The organism is Achromobacter pestifer, from assembly GCF_013267355.1.
In the GTDB taxonomy this organism is placed as follows: domain Bacteria; phylum Pseudomonadota; class Gammaproteobacteria; order Burkholderiales; family Burkholderiaceae_B; genus Achromobacter; species Achromobacter pestifer_A.
Window position 1 is genome coordinate 1,572,631 of the sequence record NZ_CP053985.1, and the last position, 17,411, is coordinate 1,590,041.

At 67.7% G+C, this 17,411-nt stretch carries 14 protein-coding genes; 9 read left to right on the plus strand and 5 right to left on the minus strand.

Features of this window, described 5'->3' with window-relative positions; all coding sequences use genetic code 11:
• Positions 1-350: 350 nt before the first annotated feature.
• Genes FOC84_RS07720 through FOC84_RS07730 form a run of 3 tightly spaced genes read right to left on the minus strand, consistent with a single transcriptional unit; the run spans position 351 to position 4,943 of the window.
• Positions 351-1,793 carry an efflux transporter outer membrane subunit gene (locus tag FOC84_RS07720; protein ID WP_173143909.1) on the minus strand — a complete coding sequence of 481 codons (1,443 nt, stop codon included), beginning with the start codon at positions 1,791-1,793 and terminating at the stop codon, positions 351-353.
• A gap of 5 nt (positions 1,794-1,798) precedes the next feature.
• The gene (locus FOC84_RS07725) at positions 1,799-3,757 is read right to left on the minus strand and encodes a MacB family efflux pump subunit (RefSeq protein WP_173143910.1); all 1,959 of its coding nucleotides are present in this window, start codon (positions 3,755-3,757) and stop codon (positions 1,799-1,801) included.
• A gap of 1 nt (position 3,758) precedes the next feature.
• Positions 3,759-4,943 carry an efflux RND transporter periplasmic adaptor subunit gene (locus FOC84_RS07730; RefSeq protein WP_173143911.1) on the minus strand — a complete coding sequence of 395 codons (1,185 nt, stop codon included), beginning with the start codon at positions 4,941-4,943 and terminating at the stop codon, positions 3,759-3,761.
• Positions 4,944-5,352: 409 nt separating this feature from the next.
• Between FOC84_RS07730 and FOC84_RS07735 the strand changes: the two genes are divergently transcribed.
• The 6 genes from FOC84_RS07735 to purU all read left to right on the plus strand — a co-directional run bounded on the left by FOC84_RS07735 (position 5,353) and on the right by purU (position 10,558).
• Complete coding sequence (locus FOC84_RS07735; protein ID WP_438800865.1) at positions 5,353-6,561, plus strand: MFS transporter; 1,209 nt, start codon at positions 5,353-5,355, stop codon at positions 6,559-6,561.
• 2 nt (positions 6,562-6,563) lie between these two features.
• Positions 6,564-7,226, plus strand: a complete 663-nt coding sequence (locus FOC84_RS07740; protein WP_438800866.1) for a gamma-glutamylcyclotransferase — start codon at positions 6,564-6,566, stop codon at positions 7,224-7,226.
• Positions 7,227-7,331: 105 nt separating this feature from the next.
• Complete coding sequence (gene pdxH / locus FOC84_RS07745; RefSeq protein WP_173143914.1) at positions 7,332-7,961, plus strand: pyridoxamine 5'-phosphate oxidase; 630 nt, start codon at positions 7,332-7,334, stop codon at positions 7,959-7,961.
• A 38-nt stretch (positions 7,962-7,999) separates the two neighbouring features.
• Positions 8,000-8,524 carry a flavin reductase family protein gene (locus FOC84_RS07750; RefSeq protein ID WP_173143915.1) on the plus strand — a complete coding sequence of 175 codons (525 nt, stop codon included), beginning with the start codon at positions 8,000-8,002 and terminating at the stop codon, positions 8,522-8,524.
• The gene (locus FOC84_RS07755) at positions 8,521-9,630 is read left to right on the plus strand and encodes an NAD(P)/FAD-dependent oxidoreductase (RefSeq protein WP_173143916.1); all 1,110 of its coding nucleotides are present in this window, start codon (positions 8,521-8,523) and stop codon (positions 9,628-9,630) included. The genes FOC84_RS07750 and FOC84_RS07755 overlap by 4 nt, the downstream gene beginning before the upstream one ends.
• A 73-nt stretch (positions 9,631-9,703) precedes the next feature.
• Positions 9,704-10,558, plus strand: coding sequence for a formyltetrahydrofolate deformylase (gene purU, locus FOC84_RS07760; RefSeq protein WP_173143917.1), 855 nt, complete (start codon positions 9,704-9,706; stop codon positions 10,556-10,558).
• A gap of 34 nt (positions 10,559-10,592) precedes the next feature.
• Here purU and FOC84_RS07765 read toward each other — a convergent pair whose 3' ends face one another.
• On the minus strand, positions 10,593-12,218 hold the full coding sequence (locus FOC84_RS07765; RefSeq protein ID WP_173150006.1) for a SulP family inorganic anion transporter: 1,626 nt from the start codon (positions 12,216-12,218) through the stop codon (positions 10,593-10,595).
• 296 nt (positions 12,219-12,514) lie between these two features.
• Complete coding sequence (locus FOC84_RS07770) at positions 12,515-13,417, minus strand: LysR family transcriptional regulator (protein ID WP_173143918.1); 903 nt, start codon at positions 13,415-13,417, stop codon at positions 12,515-12,517.
• A gap of 125 nt (positions 13,418-13,542) precedes the next feature.
• Between FOC84_RS07770 and FOC84_RS07775 the strand changes: the two genes are divergently transcribed.
• Genes FOC84_RS07775 through FOC84_RS07785 form a run of 3 tightly spaced genes read left to right on the plus strand, consistent with a single transcriptional unit; the run spans position 13,543 to position 17,411 of the window.
• Positions 13,543-15,243 carry an acyl-CoA dehydrogenase family protein gene (locus tag FOC84_RS07775; protein ID WP_173143919.1) on the plus strand — a complete coding sequence of 567 codons (1,701 nt, stop codon included), beginning with the start codon at positions 13,543-13,545 and terminating at the stop codon, positions 15,241-15,243.
• 45 nt (positions 15,244-15,288) lie between these two features.
• On the plus strand, positions 15,289-16,272 hold the full coding sequence (locus tag FOC84_RS07780; protein ID WP_173143920.1) for a Bug family tripartite tricarboxylate transporter substrate binding protein: 984 nt from the start codon (positions 15,289-15,291) through the stop codon (positions 16,270-16,272).
• Between the two features lie 11 nt (positions 16,273-16,283).
• Complete coding sequence (locus FOC84_RS07785) at positions 16,284-17,411, plus strand: CaiB/BaiF CoA transferase family protein (RefSeq protein WP_173143921.1); 1,128 nt, start codon at positions 16,284-16,286, stop codon at positions 17,409-17,411.

Genomic DNA, 17,411 nt, shown 5'->3' on the forward strand with positions numbered 1-17,411 from the left:
ACCGCCTCCCCTAAGCGCGCAGCGCCACCACCACCCGCAAGACACCGCGTAAGCCCCAACAGGCCGCCCGGGCGGCCTGTTGGGGCGGGCACCGCAAGATCTTCGCCCACCACCACAGTCGGCAAGAACCCTACGAAGATCAGCCCTACCCAGCTAACGCCAAGTTTCGAAAGCGGAGTCTGGCGCGTCGGTGCGCTGGGGCGCGCGGGGCGTCGATAAGCCCGAGGGAATCCGAAGGGAGCCGAAGGGAGCCGAAGGCGTACGAGGATGACGACGGGGAAGTCCGGAGCGTAGGCTCCGGACCGCAATCGTTGCCCCGCGCGCCCCAGCGCACCGACGCGCCAGACGTCTTAAGAACCCACCGCCGCGCCAGCAGCAGACTCAGCAGCAGCAGCCCCGCCACCCACATCATCCCCACCGAGCGCCTGATAAACCGTCACCTGATTCACCAACCGATTCAACATATTCTCATCCCGGGAAACCTCAGCCACCCGCCGCTTCTCCTGCGCGTCCAGCCAGTCCTTCAACGGCACCGCCCCCGCCCGATAGCGCACTTCGTACAGCCGCTCGGCCTCGCGCGCCGCGCGCAGAGACGCATCCAGCTGCGCCGCCTGCAAGCGCAGTTGCGTGCGCTTGGACAGCGCGTTCTCCACGTCCGCCATCGCCTGGTACAACGCCTGCCGGAAGTTCACCACGCGCTCTTCGTAGTCAGCCTTGGAGATCTTGATGTTGAGCTGCATCTGGTTCCATTGCAGGAACGGCAGCGTCAGCGCCGCGCCCAGGGAACCGACCGGGTTCTGCAGGACATCGGACAGCGTGGGGCTCGAGCTTCCCAAAGCGCCAGTCAGGGTCACCGGCGGATAGAAGCTGGCGCGGGTTGCGTCGACGGTGGACAGGGACTGGCGCAGGCGCAGCTCGGCGGCGCGCAGGTCCGGGCGGCGGCCCAACAGTTCGGCGGGCACGCCGGCGCGGGCTTGCGGCAGCGGATAGCCCGGCAGCCGCGCGGGGTCGGCCATCATGCGGTCCGGCGGGCCATCGAACAGAATGGTCAGCGCGTTGGCGTATTCCACGCGCTGCTGCACCAGCAGCGTGTAAGCGGCTTCCTGGCTGGCCACGGTCTGTTCGGCCTCGGCCATTTCCAGCGCCGACGCGCCGCCCGCCGCGTACTGCGCCCGCACCAGGTCCTGCGTCTTGCGCGCGTAGGCGATGCTCTCGGCGCTGCTGGCGAGGCGCTGGTTGATGAAGGCGGTCTGCCAGTACAGCGTGGCGGTGGTGCCCACCAGGGACAGCGCGGCACTCTGGCGGTCCTGCTCGGTCGCCAGCGCATCCCATTGCGCCGCGTCGCGCTGGCTGGAAAGTTTGCCCCACAGGTCTACTTCGTAGCTGACGGTCAGCTGCGCCGCATTGGTCCGGGAGATGGCGCGATCGCCGTACAGATTGCGGTTGCGCGTCACATTGGCGTTGCCGCCCAGTTGCGGCAGCAGCTTGTCCTCGGTGATGCCAGCCTGGTACTGCGCCCGGCGCACGCGGATCGCGGCCGCGGCCAGGTTGTTGTTGCGCGCCAGCGCGGCGTCGACCAGGCCGTTGAGCGTCGGGTCGTTGAAGTTTTGCCACCACTCGCCGCCGTCGGCCAGCGGCCCGGCCTGGAAGTCGCCGGCGGGCGCATGGGTCCAGGCCGCGGGGATGGACGTCAGCGGCCGCTCGTAGTCGGTATGCAGCAGGCTGCCGCAGCCGGCCAGGGCCAGCAGCAGCGCCAGGACGCCGGGTTTGCAGATCAGGGAAACCACTTTCATCTTCCTCATTCCCGGGCCAGCGCCTCGACGGGATCCAGGCGTGCAGCATTGCGCGCCGGCAAATAACCAAACAGCACACCGATCAAGGTCGAGCAGCTGAACGCCGCCACCATCGATGCCGTGGAGTAGATCATCTGGAACGAACCGCGCGTGGCCTTGGACACCAGCACGCCCAGCCCCAGGGACAGGACGATGCCGATCGCGCCGCCTATCAGGCACACCAGCACCGCCTCGATCAGGAACTGCTGCATGATGTCGCTGCGCCGCGCCCCCACCGCCATGCGTACGCCGATCTCGCGGGTGCGCTCGGTCACCGACACCAGCATGATGTTCATGACGCCGATGCCGCCCACCATCAGCGAGATCAGCGCGATCATGGACACCAGCAGCGTCATGGTGGCGGTGGTGCGTTCGATGGTCTTGCGGATTGCGTCCGTGTTGAACACGAAGAAATCCTTGGTCACGTGGCGCCGCGTCAGCACGCGCACGATGGCCTGCTCGGCCGCGGCGGGTGGCGTGGCGTCATTGACGCGCACCGTGATGCTCTTCAGATGCTGCTGCCCCAGCACGCGCGACAGCGCCGTGGTGTAGGGGACCCACACGTTCAGCGTGTCGTTGCTGCCGAAGACGGTATCCTTCTTCTGCGTCACCCCGATCACGCGCGCAGGCATGGATCCCAGGAACACCACCTGCCCAATGGGTTCGGTATGCAAGCCGAACAGCTTGCGCCGGGTGGCGTCGTCGATCACGACTTCCTGCGCGCGCCGCGTCACGCTGGTGTCGTCGAAGAACTTGCCCTGCGCCAGCTTGATGGCGCGCACGCGGAAATATTGCTCGCCCACGCCCTGGATCGTGCCGGTCACCGACACGTTGCGAAAGCGCAGCGTGTTGTTGGTGGAGACCTCTGGCGTGACGCTGTCCACGTAGGATTCGCGCGCCAGCGCGTCCGCGTCGGCCGGCACCAGGGTGCGGATATTGACGGCCTTCTCGTCGCCGAAGTCCTTGCCCGGGAAGATCTCCACCGTGTTGGTGCCGATTTCGCTGATGTCGTCCAGGATCTTGCGGCGCGAACCCTCGCCCAACGCCACCACCGACACCACGGCCGCGATGCCGATGATGATGCCCAGCATCGTCAGTGCGGTACGCAGCCGGTGCGCGTTCATGGCCAGCAGCGCCATGCGCAAAGCCTCGCGGCACCGGTCCAGGTAAGCCTGCCAGACGGGCCGCGCGGCCAGCGCCGGCGCGTCTTCCTTGATGCGCTCGGTCCGCGGCGCATCGGGATTGCGCTTGTCGGCGACGATCTCGCCGTCGCTGATCTCGATGATGCGCTGGGCATGGCGGGCCACGTTCATATCGTGCGTGACGATGATGATGGTGTGGCCGGCCGCGTTAAGTTCTTCCAGGATGCGCAATACTTCCTGGCCAGTGTGCGTGTCCAGCGCACCGGTCGGCTCGTCGGCCAGGATGATGTCGCCGCCGTTCATCAATGCGCGCGCGATGCTGACACGCTGCTGTTGGCCGCCGGACAGCTGGCCGGGCCGGTGCCCGGTCCTGTCGCCCAGGCCCAGCCGCCGCAGCAATTCGTCGGCGCGCGCCAGGCGCGCCTCGCGCCGCTTGCCGGCATAGACGGCCGGCACCTCGACGTTGCCCTGTGCGGTCAGGTCGGACAGCAGGTGGTAGCGCTGGAAAATAAAGCCGAAGTGCTCGCGGCGCAGCTCGGCCAGTTCGTCCGGGTCCAGCTCCCCCGTGCTGCGCCCGTCGACCCGGTACTCGCCGCGGGTCGGACGGTCCAGGCAGCCCAAGATGTTCATGAGCGTGGACTTGCCCGACCCGGACGCGCCCACGATCGCCACCATCTCTCCGGCCTCGATGGTCAGGTCGATGTCCTTCAGGACCGCGATGGTCTGCTCGCCCGCGGGAAACTCGCGGCGCACGCCCGTAAGCGAGATCAGAGGCCCGCTCATGTCAGGCTCCCGGCGCGGCGGCCGGCGCGGCATCCGCCGACACGACGCGCTCGCCCACCTCCAGCCCCTCCAGCACTTGCGCCTGGACGTTGTTGTTCATGCCTATCCTGACCTGGCGCGTTTCGGTCTTGTTGTCCTTCAGGACCACGCGCACGGCGTAGCGGCCGTCCTCGCCGCGCTTGCCGAGCGCCGAGGCCGGCACCACCACCGTGTCCTTGGCCTCGCCCAGCACGATGAAGACCTGGGCGGTCATGGAGATGCGCAGCTTCTCGTCCGGGTTGGGCACGTCGAACAGGCCGTTGTAGTAGACGGCGGCGGTGGTGGAGCTGCCGCTGGCCGATCCGGTCAGGGAAGACGTCGCGTCGTCCTTCTGCACGGAATCCGGCGCCGGTTCCACCGCGCGCAACTGGGCACGGTAGCGCTCGTCGGGCTCGCCCAGGATGGTGAAGTACACCGGCAGGCCCGGCTTCACGCGGGTGACGTCGGCCTCCGAGATCTGCGCCTTGATGGTCATGGTGTCGACCTGGGCCACCTTGATGATGGTGGGCGCGCTCTGGATCGCGTTGACGGTCTGGCCTTCCTTGGTGACCACCGCGACCACCATGCCGTCGATGGGCGAGACGATACGGGTGTAGCCCAGGTTGACGCGGGCGGTGTCGACCTGGATCTCGGCCTGCGCGATCTGCGCGTCCAGCGAAGCGATCTCGGCGCGGGTCACGCCCAGCGTGGCCTCGGCGGTCTCATAAGCTTCGCGCGAGCTGGCGTCGGCCGCCAGCATCTGCCGCTGGCGGCGGAAGGCGAGTTCGGCCTGCTTCAGCGTGGCGACCTTGGCGGCCCGCTCAGCGCGGCGGGTCTGCAGGGCGGCTTCGGCGTTGCGCAGCTCGTTCTGCTGGGTCATGTCGTCGATCTCGGCCACCAGTTGGCCCTTCTTGACCCGATCGCCCAGCGCCACCTTCAGGGATTTCAGCTGGCCGGTGGCCTGGGCGCCCACGCTGACGCGCTCGATGGCGTCGATGGTGCCGCTGGCCAGCACGCTGTCTTCAAGATTGGCGCGGGTGACCTCGGCCACCGCGAAAGTGAGCGGCGGCGGCGCGGAGAAGAACGCGGCGCGCACGCCGAACACGGCTAACAGGAGCAAAACGGCGATCAGGGAGTAGCGCTTGAACTTGCTGCGGGACTTTTTCATTGAACCTGCCGGATGTAGCGCCGGCTATCGGGCCGGCGCCGGTATTGCGAATTGCGGACCAGGCAAGCGACCTTGCCCACGATGCCTGCTCATCCTAAACGTGTCGTCCGCCGGAACCATCGACGATCTGTGGCAAAACGGTGAAAAACAGTAAAGCGGGTCGGTACGTCAAGGTCCGCGTGATTGTTCCGTTGCATGAACGATACAACGCTTTGTCCCTCACTCACGAAAGCCCTTGCCCGCAGATGCGGCGAACGTGCCGCCATCTTGCGCCATAAGCACGCGAGTTCGCCCTTAGATAGCCGCCATCATGCGATTGGCGCCAATATACGTTTGCGGCGCTGCAAAACAACCACGCCTCGACATAGGGCGACGATATGGCCAGAATGAACGCAGTTAAGCCGTATCCGTGTCCACTTCTCATAGATCCCCCTCTTCGTCACCCAGTTCCCCAGAGTTTTCCGGGGCGGTGCTTTTGTGTCTGCTGGCCATGATGAATCACGTGGCGCTCACAGGGGGACGGATTACCGTTTCGCTCACCGCGCTGCAAATGGGGCTGTCGACCTTCAAGGTCGGCACGCTGGTCGCGGTGTTCGCGGTGCTGCCCATGCTGTTTTCGGTGCGCGCCGGCCGCTGGGTCGACCGCGTGGGCATCGTGCGGCCGCTGGCCATCGGCACGGCCCTGGTCGCCTCTGGCACCGCGCTACCTTTCATCTCGCAAACCCAGTTCGCCTTGCTGATTGCCTCCTGTTGCATCGGCATCGGCTTCATGTTGCACCAGGTCGCCACGCAGGACCTGCTGGGCCACGCGGAACCGGCTCAGCGGCTGCGCAATTTCTCCTTCATGTCGCTGGCGCTGGCGGGGTCCGGATTCTCGGGTCCGCTGATCGCCGGGCTGGCCATCGACCATTTGGGCACACGCCTGGCCTTCGGCCTGCTGACCCTGGGTCCGCTGCTGTCGACGGGCGGCCTTTATGCCTTGCGTCACCAATTGAAGGCAGTGGATTCGCAGTTGTCAGGCAAAAAAGAGGCTGAAAAGCGGCGCGTTACTGAATTGCTGGAAGTGCCGGCGTTGCGCCGCATCTTGATGGTCAACACCATTTTGTCCGGCGCGTGGGACACCCATTTGTTCGTTGTGCCGATTTTCGGCGTCGCCATTGGCCTGTCGGCCACCACCATCGGCATCATTCTTGCGTCCTTCGCGGCGGCAACTTTCGTTATCCGCCTGATATTGCCCTTGATCCAGCGCCGCGTGCGGTCCTGGACGCTAGTGCGGGTAGCGATGGCGACGGCCGCCATCGATTTCATGCTTTACCCGCTGTTCACCGACGTTACCGTCCTGATCGTGCTGTCGTTCATCCTCGGCCTGGCCCTGGGCTGCTGCCAGCCGAGCATGCTCTCCCTGCTGCACCAGCATTCGCCGCCGGGCCGCGCCGCCGAGGCCGTGGGCCTGCGGATGGCCTTGATCAACGGCTCGCAGGTGTCCCTGCCGTTGACCTTCGGCGCGCTCGGTGCGGTAATTGGCGTTGCCCCCCTCTTTTGGGCTTATTCCGTGGCCCTGATGGCCGGAGGCTGGGCCAACCGCAATCCCCCGATCGAATCCGAACGCAAAGCGTAGCCGTGAACATGCAGTCCTCTCCTCCCGCCGCCGGCAACTCCGGCGCCAGCCTGCCTTTTCGCCTCTGGACTCCACAAGAGCGGCAGGAATCGCTGGACGAGGCCCTGCGCCACTGGCAATCGGGCGAGGACGTGTGGGTGTACGGCTATGGCTCCCTGATCTGGCGGCCCGACTTCGATTTCGTCGAACGCCGGCTGGCGACCCTGCGCGGCCACCACCGGGCGCTGTGCCTGTGGTCGCGGGTCAACCGCGGCACCCCGGAATGCCCGGGTTTGGTATTCGGCCTGGACCGGGGCGGTTCCTGCCGCGGGGTGGTCTACCGTCTGGCGGGCGGCCAGGTGCCGACCTATTTCCCCGCGCTATGGGAGCGCGAGATGTCCACCGGCGCCTATCTGCCCCGCTGGATCAACTGCACCACCGATACCGGCACCGTGCGGGCGCTGGTCTTCATCATGAACCGGGACAATCCGGCCTACATCCGCGCCCTGCCCGAGCCCGAGCTGCTGGCCATCGTGCGCAGGGCCGCCGGCCGCTACGGCCCCTGCACCGATTACGTGGTGCAGACCGCCCAGGCGCTGCGCGCCGCCGGCATCCATGACGCCCGCCTGGACGCCATCGCGCGCCGGCTGGAGCTGGACGGGCACACCCTGCCGGAAAGCGCCTGAGGCCGCGCCTCGGGAAATCTTGCCTGCGCCCTGAGCGGGGTCAATAAGGGTACCGCCTTCCAGGCGGTATAAACTCCTTGTTATCAACGCTGAACTACTAGCCCCATGTCCGTCTCTGATCTGCGTCAAAGCTACGACAAGAACGTGCTGCTCGAAGGCCAGGCCGCGGCCTCCCCGTTCGAGCAATTCACCCGCTGGTTCGACGAGGCCCAGGCCGCCAAGGTCCCCGAACCCAACGCCATGACCCTGGCCACGGTGGACGCCAGCGGCCAGCCCAGCGCGCGCATCGTCCTGATCAAGGGCTTTGACGAGCGCGGTTTCACGTTCTTCACCAATTACGAATCCCGCAAGGGCCTGGACCTGCAGGCCGAGCCGCGCGCCAGCCTGCTGTTCTTCTGGCAGCCGCTGGAGCGCCAGGTCCGCATCGAAGGCGTGGTCGAAAAGGTGGCCGGCGACGAGTCGGACGCCTACTATCACAGCCGGCCCGCCGGTTCGCGCATCGGCGCCTGGGCCTCGCGCCAGAGCCAGCCCATCACCCGTGCAGAACTGGAAGCCCGCGAACAGGAGTTCCGCGAGCGCTTCGGCGAACAGCCGCCGCGCCCGCCGCACTGGGGCGGCTACCGCCTGAAGCCCACCGCCTTCGAATTCTGGCAAGGCCGGCCTTCGCGCCTGCATGACCGCCTGCGCTATGTCGCCGACGGCCAGGCCTGGAAGATCGAACGCCTGTCGCCTTGATGCCGGGCGCGTCGCGCCCGCCCCCAATTAACGATTGCATGACCGCCTCCTCCCCTGATTTTGACGCTGCCTTTTTCCGCACCGCGCTGGGCCGTTACGCCACGGGCGTAACGGTCGTGACGACCGCCGACCCCGATGGCGCGCCCATCGGCCTGACGGTCAGCTCCTTCAACTCCGTGTCGCTGAACCCGCCGCTGGTGCTGTGGAGCCTGTCGCGCAGTTCGTCGTCGCTGGCCGCCTTCGAGCAGTGCGAGCGCTACGTCGTCAACGTGCTGGGCGCGGAGCAGATCGCGCTGGCGCGCCGCTTCGCCACCGGCAAGACGCCGGACCGCTACGCCGGGCTGACGGTGCACCACGCGCCAGGCGGCACGCCCATGCTGGACGGCCATTGCGCCGCCTGGTTCGAATGCCACAACCGCAGCCGCTATGTCGAGGGCGACCATGTCATCATGGTGGGCGAAGTGGAGCGCTGCGGCCATAGCGGCGAGCCACCGCTGGTCTTCCATGCCGGCGGTTTCGACCTGACCCCGGCCGGCGCGCGTTCGGAAAGGAAAGCACCATGAGCGTGGATGTGGATTGCGTCGTCATCGGCGCGGGCGTGGTCGGCCTGGCGATCGCGCGGGCGCTGGCCCAGTCCGGGCGCGAAGTGCTGGTGGCGGAAGCCACCGAGGCCATCGGCACCGGCACCAGTTCGCGCAATTCCGAGGTCATACACGCTGGCATCTATTACCCGGCGGGCAGCCTCAAGGCCCGCCTCTGCGTGCGCGGCAAGCACCTGCTTTATTCCTATTGCGCCGAGCGCGGCGTGCCCTACAAGCGGCTGGGCAAGCTCATCGTCGCCACCACGACGGAACAGGCCGCGCAACTGGAGGGCATTGCCCAGCGCGCCCGGGCCAATGGCGTGGACGACCTGCAATTCATCTCCGGCGAGGACGCCATGCGCCTGGAGCCGGCGCTGCGCTGCACCGCCGCGCTGTCCTCGCCGTCCACCGGCATCGTCGACAGCCATGCGCTGATGCTGTCGTTCCAGGGCGACGCCGAAAACGCGGGCGCCCAGTGCGTCTTCCATACGCCGCTGGCGTCGGCCCGGGTCCGTCCCGAGGGCGGCTTCGAGCTGCAGTTCGGCGGCGACGAGGGCATGGCCCTGAGCTGTAACGTGCTGATCAATTCAGCCGGCCTGCAAGCGCCCGCGCTGGCGCGCCGCATCGAGGGCCTGCCCGCGTCCAGCATCCCCAAGGATTACCTGTGCAAGGGCAGCTATTTCACGCTGTCCGGCCGCGCGCCGTTCTCGCGCCTGATCTACCCGGTGCCGCAGCATGCCGGCCTGGGCGTGCACCTGACGCTGGACCTGGGCGGCCAGGCCAAGTTCGGCCCCGACACCGAATGGGTCGACACCGAGGACTACACGCTGGACCCGGCCCGCGCCGAGGTCTTCTACGCCGCCGTGCGCAGCTATTGGCCGGCCCTGCCCGATGACGCCCTGGCGCCGGGCTACACCGGCATCCGGCCCAAGATCTCCGGCCCCCATGAACCCGCCGCCGATTTCGTCATTTCCGGTCCTGCGGCGCACGGCGTGCCCGGCCTGGTGAACCTGTTCGGCATAGAATCCCCCGGGTTGACCTCCAGCCTGGCCCTGGCCGAAGAGACGCTGGCATGCCTGAACGGATAGCCCCCGCGGGCGCCTGATACCGCCGACGGGCTGTCCCTCCCCCTTTTCCTCTTTCTTCTCCTGTCCCCGCACCATGCAGCACAACGACTACATCCTGACCCTGTCCTGCCCCGACCGCACGGGCATCGTGTACCGCGTCAGCGGCCTGTTGTTCGAATTGGGCTGCAACATCCTGGATTCGCAGCAGTTCGGCGATGAAGAGACCGGCCGCTTCTTCCTGCGCGTGCACTTCGACGTGCCGGCGGGCGTGGCCGCCAGCGACCTGCGGGCACGGCTGGACGGCATGTCCGCCGAGTACGGCATGGAGCTGAAGCTGCATGACGCGCGCCGCAAGGAACGCCTGTTGATCATGGTCAGCAAGCAGGGCCACTGCCTGAACGACCTGCTGTTCCGCGTGCACAGCGGCCATTTGCACGCCGAAGTGGCCGCCATCGTGTCGAACCACAACGACTACGCCAGCCTGGCCGCGTCCTACGGCATCCCGTTCCACTACCTGCCGGTCACGGCCGACACCAAGGCGGAACAGGAAAAGCAGGTGCTGGCCCTGGTCGACCAGGAAGGCATCGACCTGGTGGTGCTGGCCCGCTACATGCAGATCCTGTCGGAAGACATGTGCCGCGCGCTGAACGGCCGCGCCATCAACATCCACCACAGCTTCCTGCCCAGCTTCAAGGGCGCGCGCCCCTACCACCAGGCGCATGCGCGCGGCGTCAAGATCATCGGCGCCACCGCCCACTACGTGACCTCGGACCTGGACGAAGGCCCCATCATCGACCAGGACATCGAGCGCGTGGACCACACCATGACCGCCCAGGACCTGACCCAGGTCGGCAGTGATATCGAGTCCCTGGTGCTGTCGCGCGCCGTGCGCAGCCACGTCGAGCACCGCATCCTGCTCAACCGCAGCAAGACCGTCGTATTCCGCTAGGGAGATGGGGGGGCCGCCCAAGCCCCCCAACCGTCTAGCCGCCCTCGGCCGCCAGCGCCAGGGCGGCGGCCGTGGCGCTCGCCACGTCGGGCTGCAGATGGCCCTGCAGCCGCTTGTACAGGCCGATGCGGCGCACGATGTCCTGCGGCTGGCCCATCAGGCCCGAGACGATCAGCGCCACTCCTCGCGTCTCGCATGCCTTGCTCAGTGCTTCGAGCGCCTCGGCGCCGGTCGAATCCACGTAGATCACGTTCTTCAGGTCCAGCACCAGCGCCCGGGCAGGCAGGCGGTCTTCCAGCGACTCCACCAGCTTGGTGGCGCCGAAGAAGACGGTGCCGTACAGGCGCCAGACCTCGATCCTCCCTTCCATGCCGGCCAGCAGGGGCTGTTCCGCGGCCGTGATGCGTTCGGCGCGCGACAGGCTGGAAATGCGGTAAATGAAGGTCAGGCAGGCGGCAAAAATGCCGAATTCGACCGCGACCGTCAGATCGAAGACCACCGTCAGCAGGAACACCGACACCAGCGTGATCCGGTACGGCAGCCGGTAGCTCTTGAGCCGCGCGAACTCGCGCCATTCGCCCATGTTCCAGGCCACGAACATCAGGATGGCCGCCAGGGTGGCCAGCGGTATCGAGGCCGCCAGGGGCGCTGCCGCCAGCATCACCACGAGCAGCACCAGCGCGTGCACCATGCCCGCGACGGGGCTGGTGGCGCCGCTTTTCACGTTGGTCACGGTGCGCGCAATGGTGCCCGTGGCCGGCATGCCGCCGAAGAATGGCGTGACGAAGTTGGCGACGCCCTGGGCCATCAGCTCCTGGTTGGGATCGTGCCGGTCGCCTATCATGCCGTCGGCCACCCGCGCGCACAGCAGCGACTCGATGGCGCCCAGCGCCGCCAGCGTGACGGTGGGCATGAGCAGGAAGCGGGCCGATTCCCAACTGAAGGCCGGCAAGGTGAAGTCCGGCAGCGCCGCCGGTATGCCGCCGAAGCGGCTGCCTATGGTTTCCACGGGCAGGCCGAATACAGCCACCGCCGCGGTCGCCAGCACCAGCGCGATGATCGAGCCCGGCACGCGGGCCAGCCTGGCCGCCCGCTGGCCGCCCCATGCCGGCAACCAGCGCTGCCAGCCGACGATCACCGCCAGCGACAGCAGCGCAACGCCGGCGGCCCAGGGATTCAGCGACGACAGATGGCTGCCCAGCGCGCCCAGGATGCCAAAGAAGTCGCCCGGCATCTTGGGAATCGCCAGGCCCAGGAAATCCTTGACCTGCGACAACGCGATCAGCACCGCGATGCCATTGGTGAAGCCGATGATCACCGCCACCGGAATGAAGCGCACCAGCGTGCCCAGCCTGAGCAGCCCCATCACGAACAGCAACACACCCGACAGCGCCGTGGCGATGATCAGATTGGCCACGCCGTACTGCTGCACAATGTCGTAGACGATGACGATGAAGGCGCCCGCCGGCCCGCCGATCTGCACCCGGCTGCCGCCGAGCAGGGCGATCAGGAAGCCCGCGATGATGGACGTGAACAGCCCGGCCTCGGGCTTGAGGCCCGAGCCGATGGCGAAGGCCATGGCCAGCGGCAGCGCGACCACGGCCACGGTAAGGCCCGCGCCCAGGTCCTGGGCGAAGCGGACACGGTCGTAGCCGCGCATCGCGTCGAAAAGACGCGGACGAAACGAAAAAGGAATTTCCACGAAAGACTCCGGAGAAGTGGAACCGAAACACCCTGCAGTGGGGTTCAGTACTTCGCCGGAGGGCCGCAATGGCGCAGCCTGGTGATGAAACGCCTGCGGCGCGTGAGCGGCAGGACTGGACGGTAGGACATGGCTAAAACCCGGAATTCGCGTTCATATGCAAACGGTTCCCTCCCTGGCCGCCGGACTGACGGCGCGGGGATACCGCTAACGATAAGCCTTCGGGCGGGTTCTGCCTACCCGGATGGCGGATTTCACGAGGTTTCCGGGGGCTCCCAGCCATGCCGCGCCGCCATCTCCACCGCTTTTTCCTGCAGCGGCGAGCGCGCGGCCTCGCGCCAGATCATCTGGCTTAGCGAACGGGCTGCGTGCTCGAAGGCGATGAACCGCGTCCCCGCCAGCCCGCTGCGCGACAGGCAGGCCGGCACGATGGACACGCCCAACCCCTGCGACACCAGCGAGGCCACGCTCAGCCAATGCCGGACCTCGTGCCGGATCACCGGCATGAAGCCGGCCGACACGCACATGGACAGCACCGTCTCGTAATAGCTGGGCGAAGCGGCCCGGGCGAAGAAGACGAAATCGTCCGCCGCCAGTTCCGCCAGCCGTAGCGAGTCGCGGCCGGCCAGCGGATGCGCCTGCGGCAGGCACACCACGAAAGGCTCGGCCATCAGGTCGCGCGCCAGCACGCCGTTGGGCACCGGATTGGCGTGGATGAAGCCCAGGTCCTGTTCGCCGCGGCGCACGGCCTCGATCTGGTCGTGCGAGTTCAGCTCGGTCAGCACGTGTTCCACGTCCGGCAGCTCGGCGCGCATGGCGTTGAGCAGCGCGGGCAGGCCGCGGTACAGCATGGAGCCCACGAAGCCGATGCGCAGCCGGCCGCGCAGGCCGGCGTCCACGCGCTGCACCAGTGTGCGCACCTCTTCCGCCTGGCGCAGCAGCGTCAGGGCTTCGCGGTACAGCACCTGGCCGGCGTCGGTCAGTTCGACGTGGCGGCTGGTGCGCGTCAGCAGGCGCGCGCCGACGTTCTCCTCCAGCTGCCGGATGGCGTAGCTGAGCGGGGGCTGGGAAATGTGCAGCCGCGTGGCCGCGCGGCTGAAATGACGCTCTTCGGCCACGGCGATGAAATAGCGCAACAGGCGCGGATCCAGGTCCATCTGTCTCCCCCGGGACGGCAATCCATACTTTTTTTGGATTGTTCTACACACAAACAGTATTTGTATAGATTAATCCATGCAAGCACCATCACAGGCATCGTTCCCGTCTTCAGCAGGATGCCGCCATGGATACCCCCGTCAAGACCGCGCCCCCCGCCGCCACGCCTGTTCCGGATTCCCGCGGGCAGAACCTGTTCAGCGCGGACCCTTACGCCGAGGCGCTGAGCCGGCGCTACCTGCCGCCCGCGCTGCACGCCCACCTGCTGCCCCACCTGGAACGCCTGGGCGCGCTGGCCGGCGGCGTCATGGACGAACTGGCCGCCACCGCCGACAAGCACCCGCCCACGCTGTCCGTACGCAGCCGCGCCGGCACCGACGAGTCGCGCATCGACAAGCATCCGGCCTATGTCGAGCTGGAGCGCCTGGCCTACAGCGAATTCGGCCTGGCGGCGCTGTCGCACCGCGGCGGCGTGCTGGGCTGGCCCGAGCCCATGCCCGCCGCCGCCAAGTACGCGCTCAGCCATCTGTTCGTGCAGGCGGAGTTCGGCCTGTGCTGCCCGGTCAGCATGACGGATTCGCTGGCGCGTACCCTGCGCAAGTTCGGCGACCCCGAACTGGTCGAACGGGTCTTGCCGCAGGTGACCTCGCAGGATTTCGACGCGCTGCGCCAGGGCGCCATGTTCATGACCGAACAGGGCGCGGGTTCGGACGTCAGCGCCACCGAAGTCACCGCCACCGCGCAGGATGACGGCACCTGGCTCATCCACGGCGACAAGTGGTTCTGCTCCAACCCGGACGCGGGCTACGCCATGGTGCTGGCGCGCAGCGAATCGCAGCCCGGCCTGAAGGGCGTATCGCTGTTCCTGCTGCCGCGCGACCTGGCCGACGGCACGCACAACCACTACCGCATCCTGCGCCTGAAGGACAAGCTGGGCACGCGCTCGATGGCCAGCGGGGAGATCCGCCTGGAAGGCGCGGTGGCCTGGCTGGTGGGCGAGCGCGGCCGCGGCTTCAAGCACATGGCCGACATGATCAACAACTCGCGCCTGTCCAACGGCATGCGCGCCGCCGGCCTGATGCGCCGCGCCGTGACCGAGGCGGTCTATGTCTCGCAGCACCGGCGCGCCTTCGGCAAGCGCCTGATTGACATGCCGCTGATGCAACGCCAGCTGGTCAAGATGACGGTGTGGGCCGAACAGGCCCGCAGCCTGATGTTCCAGACCGCGCGCGCCCTGGCCGGCGCGGACCAGGGCGCGGCCGATCCGGCGCTGGCGCGCATTCTCACGCCGCTGATCAAGTTCCGCGCCTGCCGCGATGCCCGCAAGGTGACCGGAGACGCCATGGAAGTACGCGGCGGCTGCGGCTACATCGAGGAATGGACCGAACCCCGGCTGGTGCGCGACGCCCACCTGGGCTCCATCTGGGAAGGCACCAGCAACATCGTGGCGCTGGATGTGCTGCGCGCCATCAACAAGGAAAACTCGCTGCCGGCCCTGCGCAGCCATATCGACGGCCTGCTGGCCGCGGGCCGCCCCTGCCCGCCCGAACTGGCCGAGATGCAGGCGCGCGCGCTGGAGCAGACCTATGCGCTGGCCGAACACGCCGCGCAGGCCGACCGTCCCGAGCTGGCGCGCCAGGCCGCCTCGCTGCTGTACCACGCGGTGTCCATGGCCGCCCTGCGCTGGGAAGCGACCGAACCCGGCCTGGAAAGCCGCGCGCTGCTGGCCGACCAGGTGCTGCTGCACCGTCTGGGTCCACGCGACCCATACGCCATCCCGGCCGATGAAAGCGCGGCGTGCCGGGCCATCCTGCACTACGCGCTGTAAACCGACGCCGGCGGCACAGCCGGCGCGCAACCACTGGAGACAAACATGAACCGAACCCTCGCCCCCTTGCTGCTGGCGGCCGCCACGGCCATCGCCCCCGCCGCGCCCGCGCTGGCCGCGGACGCCTATCCCTCGGCCCGGCCCGTGACGCTGATCGTGCCGTTCCCGCCCGGCGGCCCCACCGACGCCCTGGCTCGCAGACTGGCCGACAAGCTGCGGCAGCCGCTGAACCAGAACGTCATCGTCGAAAACCGCGCCGGCGCCGGCGGCAACATCGGCTCGGAATACGTGGCGACGGCCAAGCCCGACGGCTACACCCTGCTGTTCGGCACCTCCGGCCCGCTGGCGATCAACGTCAGCCTGTACAAGAAGCAAGGCTACAACCCCGAGACCAGCTTCGCGCCCATCATCCGCATCGGCCACCTGCCCAACATCCTGGTGGTGAACCCGTCCGTACCGGCCAACAATGCGCAGGAACTCATCGCCTATGCCAAGAAAAATCCGGAAAAGCTGAGCTACGCCTCATCAGGCAACGGCGCCTCGTCGCACCTGGCCGGCATCCTCTTCAACAACATGGCCGGCACCCAGATCATGCACATCCCCTACAAGGGCACGGGTCCGGCGCTCAATGACCTGCTGGGCGGGCAGGTGTCGATGTCGTTCACCGACATCCTGACCGCGCTGCCCTACATCAAGGCGGGCAAGCTGCGCGCCATCGGCCTGGCCAGCGCCCAGCGCTCGGACGCGCTGCCTGACCTGGCCACGCTTTCCGAGCAGGGGCTCAAGGGTTATGACGTCAGCGTGTTCTTCGGCATCGTGGCGCCCAAGGGTACGCCGGCCGATGTGGTGGACACCCTGAACCGCGCCTTCAAGACCGCGCTGTCCGATCCCGAGGTCGCGCAGACGCTGCGCAGCCAGGGCATCGTCGAAGCCCGGGACCAGACGCCGCAGGGCCTGGCCACCTTCATCTCGGCCGAAGTGCCCAAATGGCGCGATCTCATCAAGAGCGCCCACGTTTCCATCGACTGAACGGACCCCACATGGCTGCAACCCTGCCCAATGCCGGCGCCCTCGCCGGCTGCAAAGTGATAGACCTGTCGCGCGTGCTGGGCGGCCCCTATTGCACGCAGATCCTGGCGGATCACGGCGCCGACGTGCTGAAGATCGAGCCGCCCGGCGGCGACGAAACGCGGGGCTGGGGGCCGCCTTTCCTGGGCGATACGGCGTCCTATTTCATCGGCGTCAACCGCAACAAGGACGGCATGACGCTGGACCTGTCACAGGCAGCGGGCCAGGAGCTGCTGCGCCATCTGCTCGCCGACGCCGACGTGCTGGTCGAGAACTTCAAGCCCGGTACGCTGGAAAAATGGGGCCTGGGGTACGACATGCTGAGCCGTGACTTCCCGGCACTGATCCATTGCCGGGTCAGCGGTTTCGGCGCGGACGGGCCGCTGGGCGGCCTGCCCGGCTACGACGCCTGCGCCCAGGCCATGTGCGGCCTGATGAGCGTGAACGGCGACGCGGACGGCGAAGCCACCCGCGTCGGCCTGCCGGTGGTGGACATGGTGACCGGCCTGAACGCGGCCGTGGCCATCCTGCTGGCGCTCAACGAGCGTACGCACAGCGGCCTGGGGCAATTCCTGGACATCACGCTGTACGACTGCGCTCTGTCGTTGCTGCACCCGCACGCGCCCAACTACTTCTACAGCGGCAAGGTGCCCGCGCGCAGCGGCAACGCGCATCCGAACATCGCGCCCTACGAAACGCTGCCCACGGCCAGCGGCCCGATCTTCCTGGCGGTCGGCAACAACCGCCAGTTCGCGCAGCTGGCGCAGACGCTGGACGCGCCGGCGCTGGCCGAGGACAGGCGTTACGCCACCAACGCCGACCGCCTGCACAACCGCCAGGCCTTGCGCAACGACCTGACCGCGCTGCTGGCGGACCATGAGGCCGCCGCACTGGCCGACCGCCTGCTGCGCTGCGGCGTGCCCGCGGCCGCCGTGCAGAGCGTGGATCAGGCGTTGGCGCACCCGCACACCCGTCATCGCGGCATGGTGCTGGAGCAAGGCGACTATCGCGGCGTGGGTTCCCCGATCAAGCTGTCGCGCACCCCCGCGACGCTGCGCAAGCTGCCACCGGATCTGCGTTCCGCCGACACCGGCGAGTAA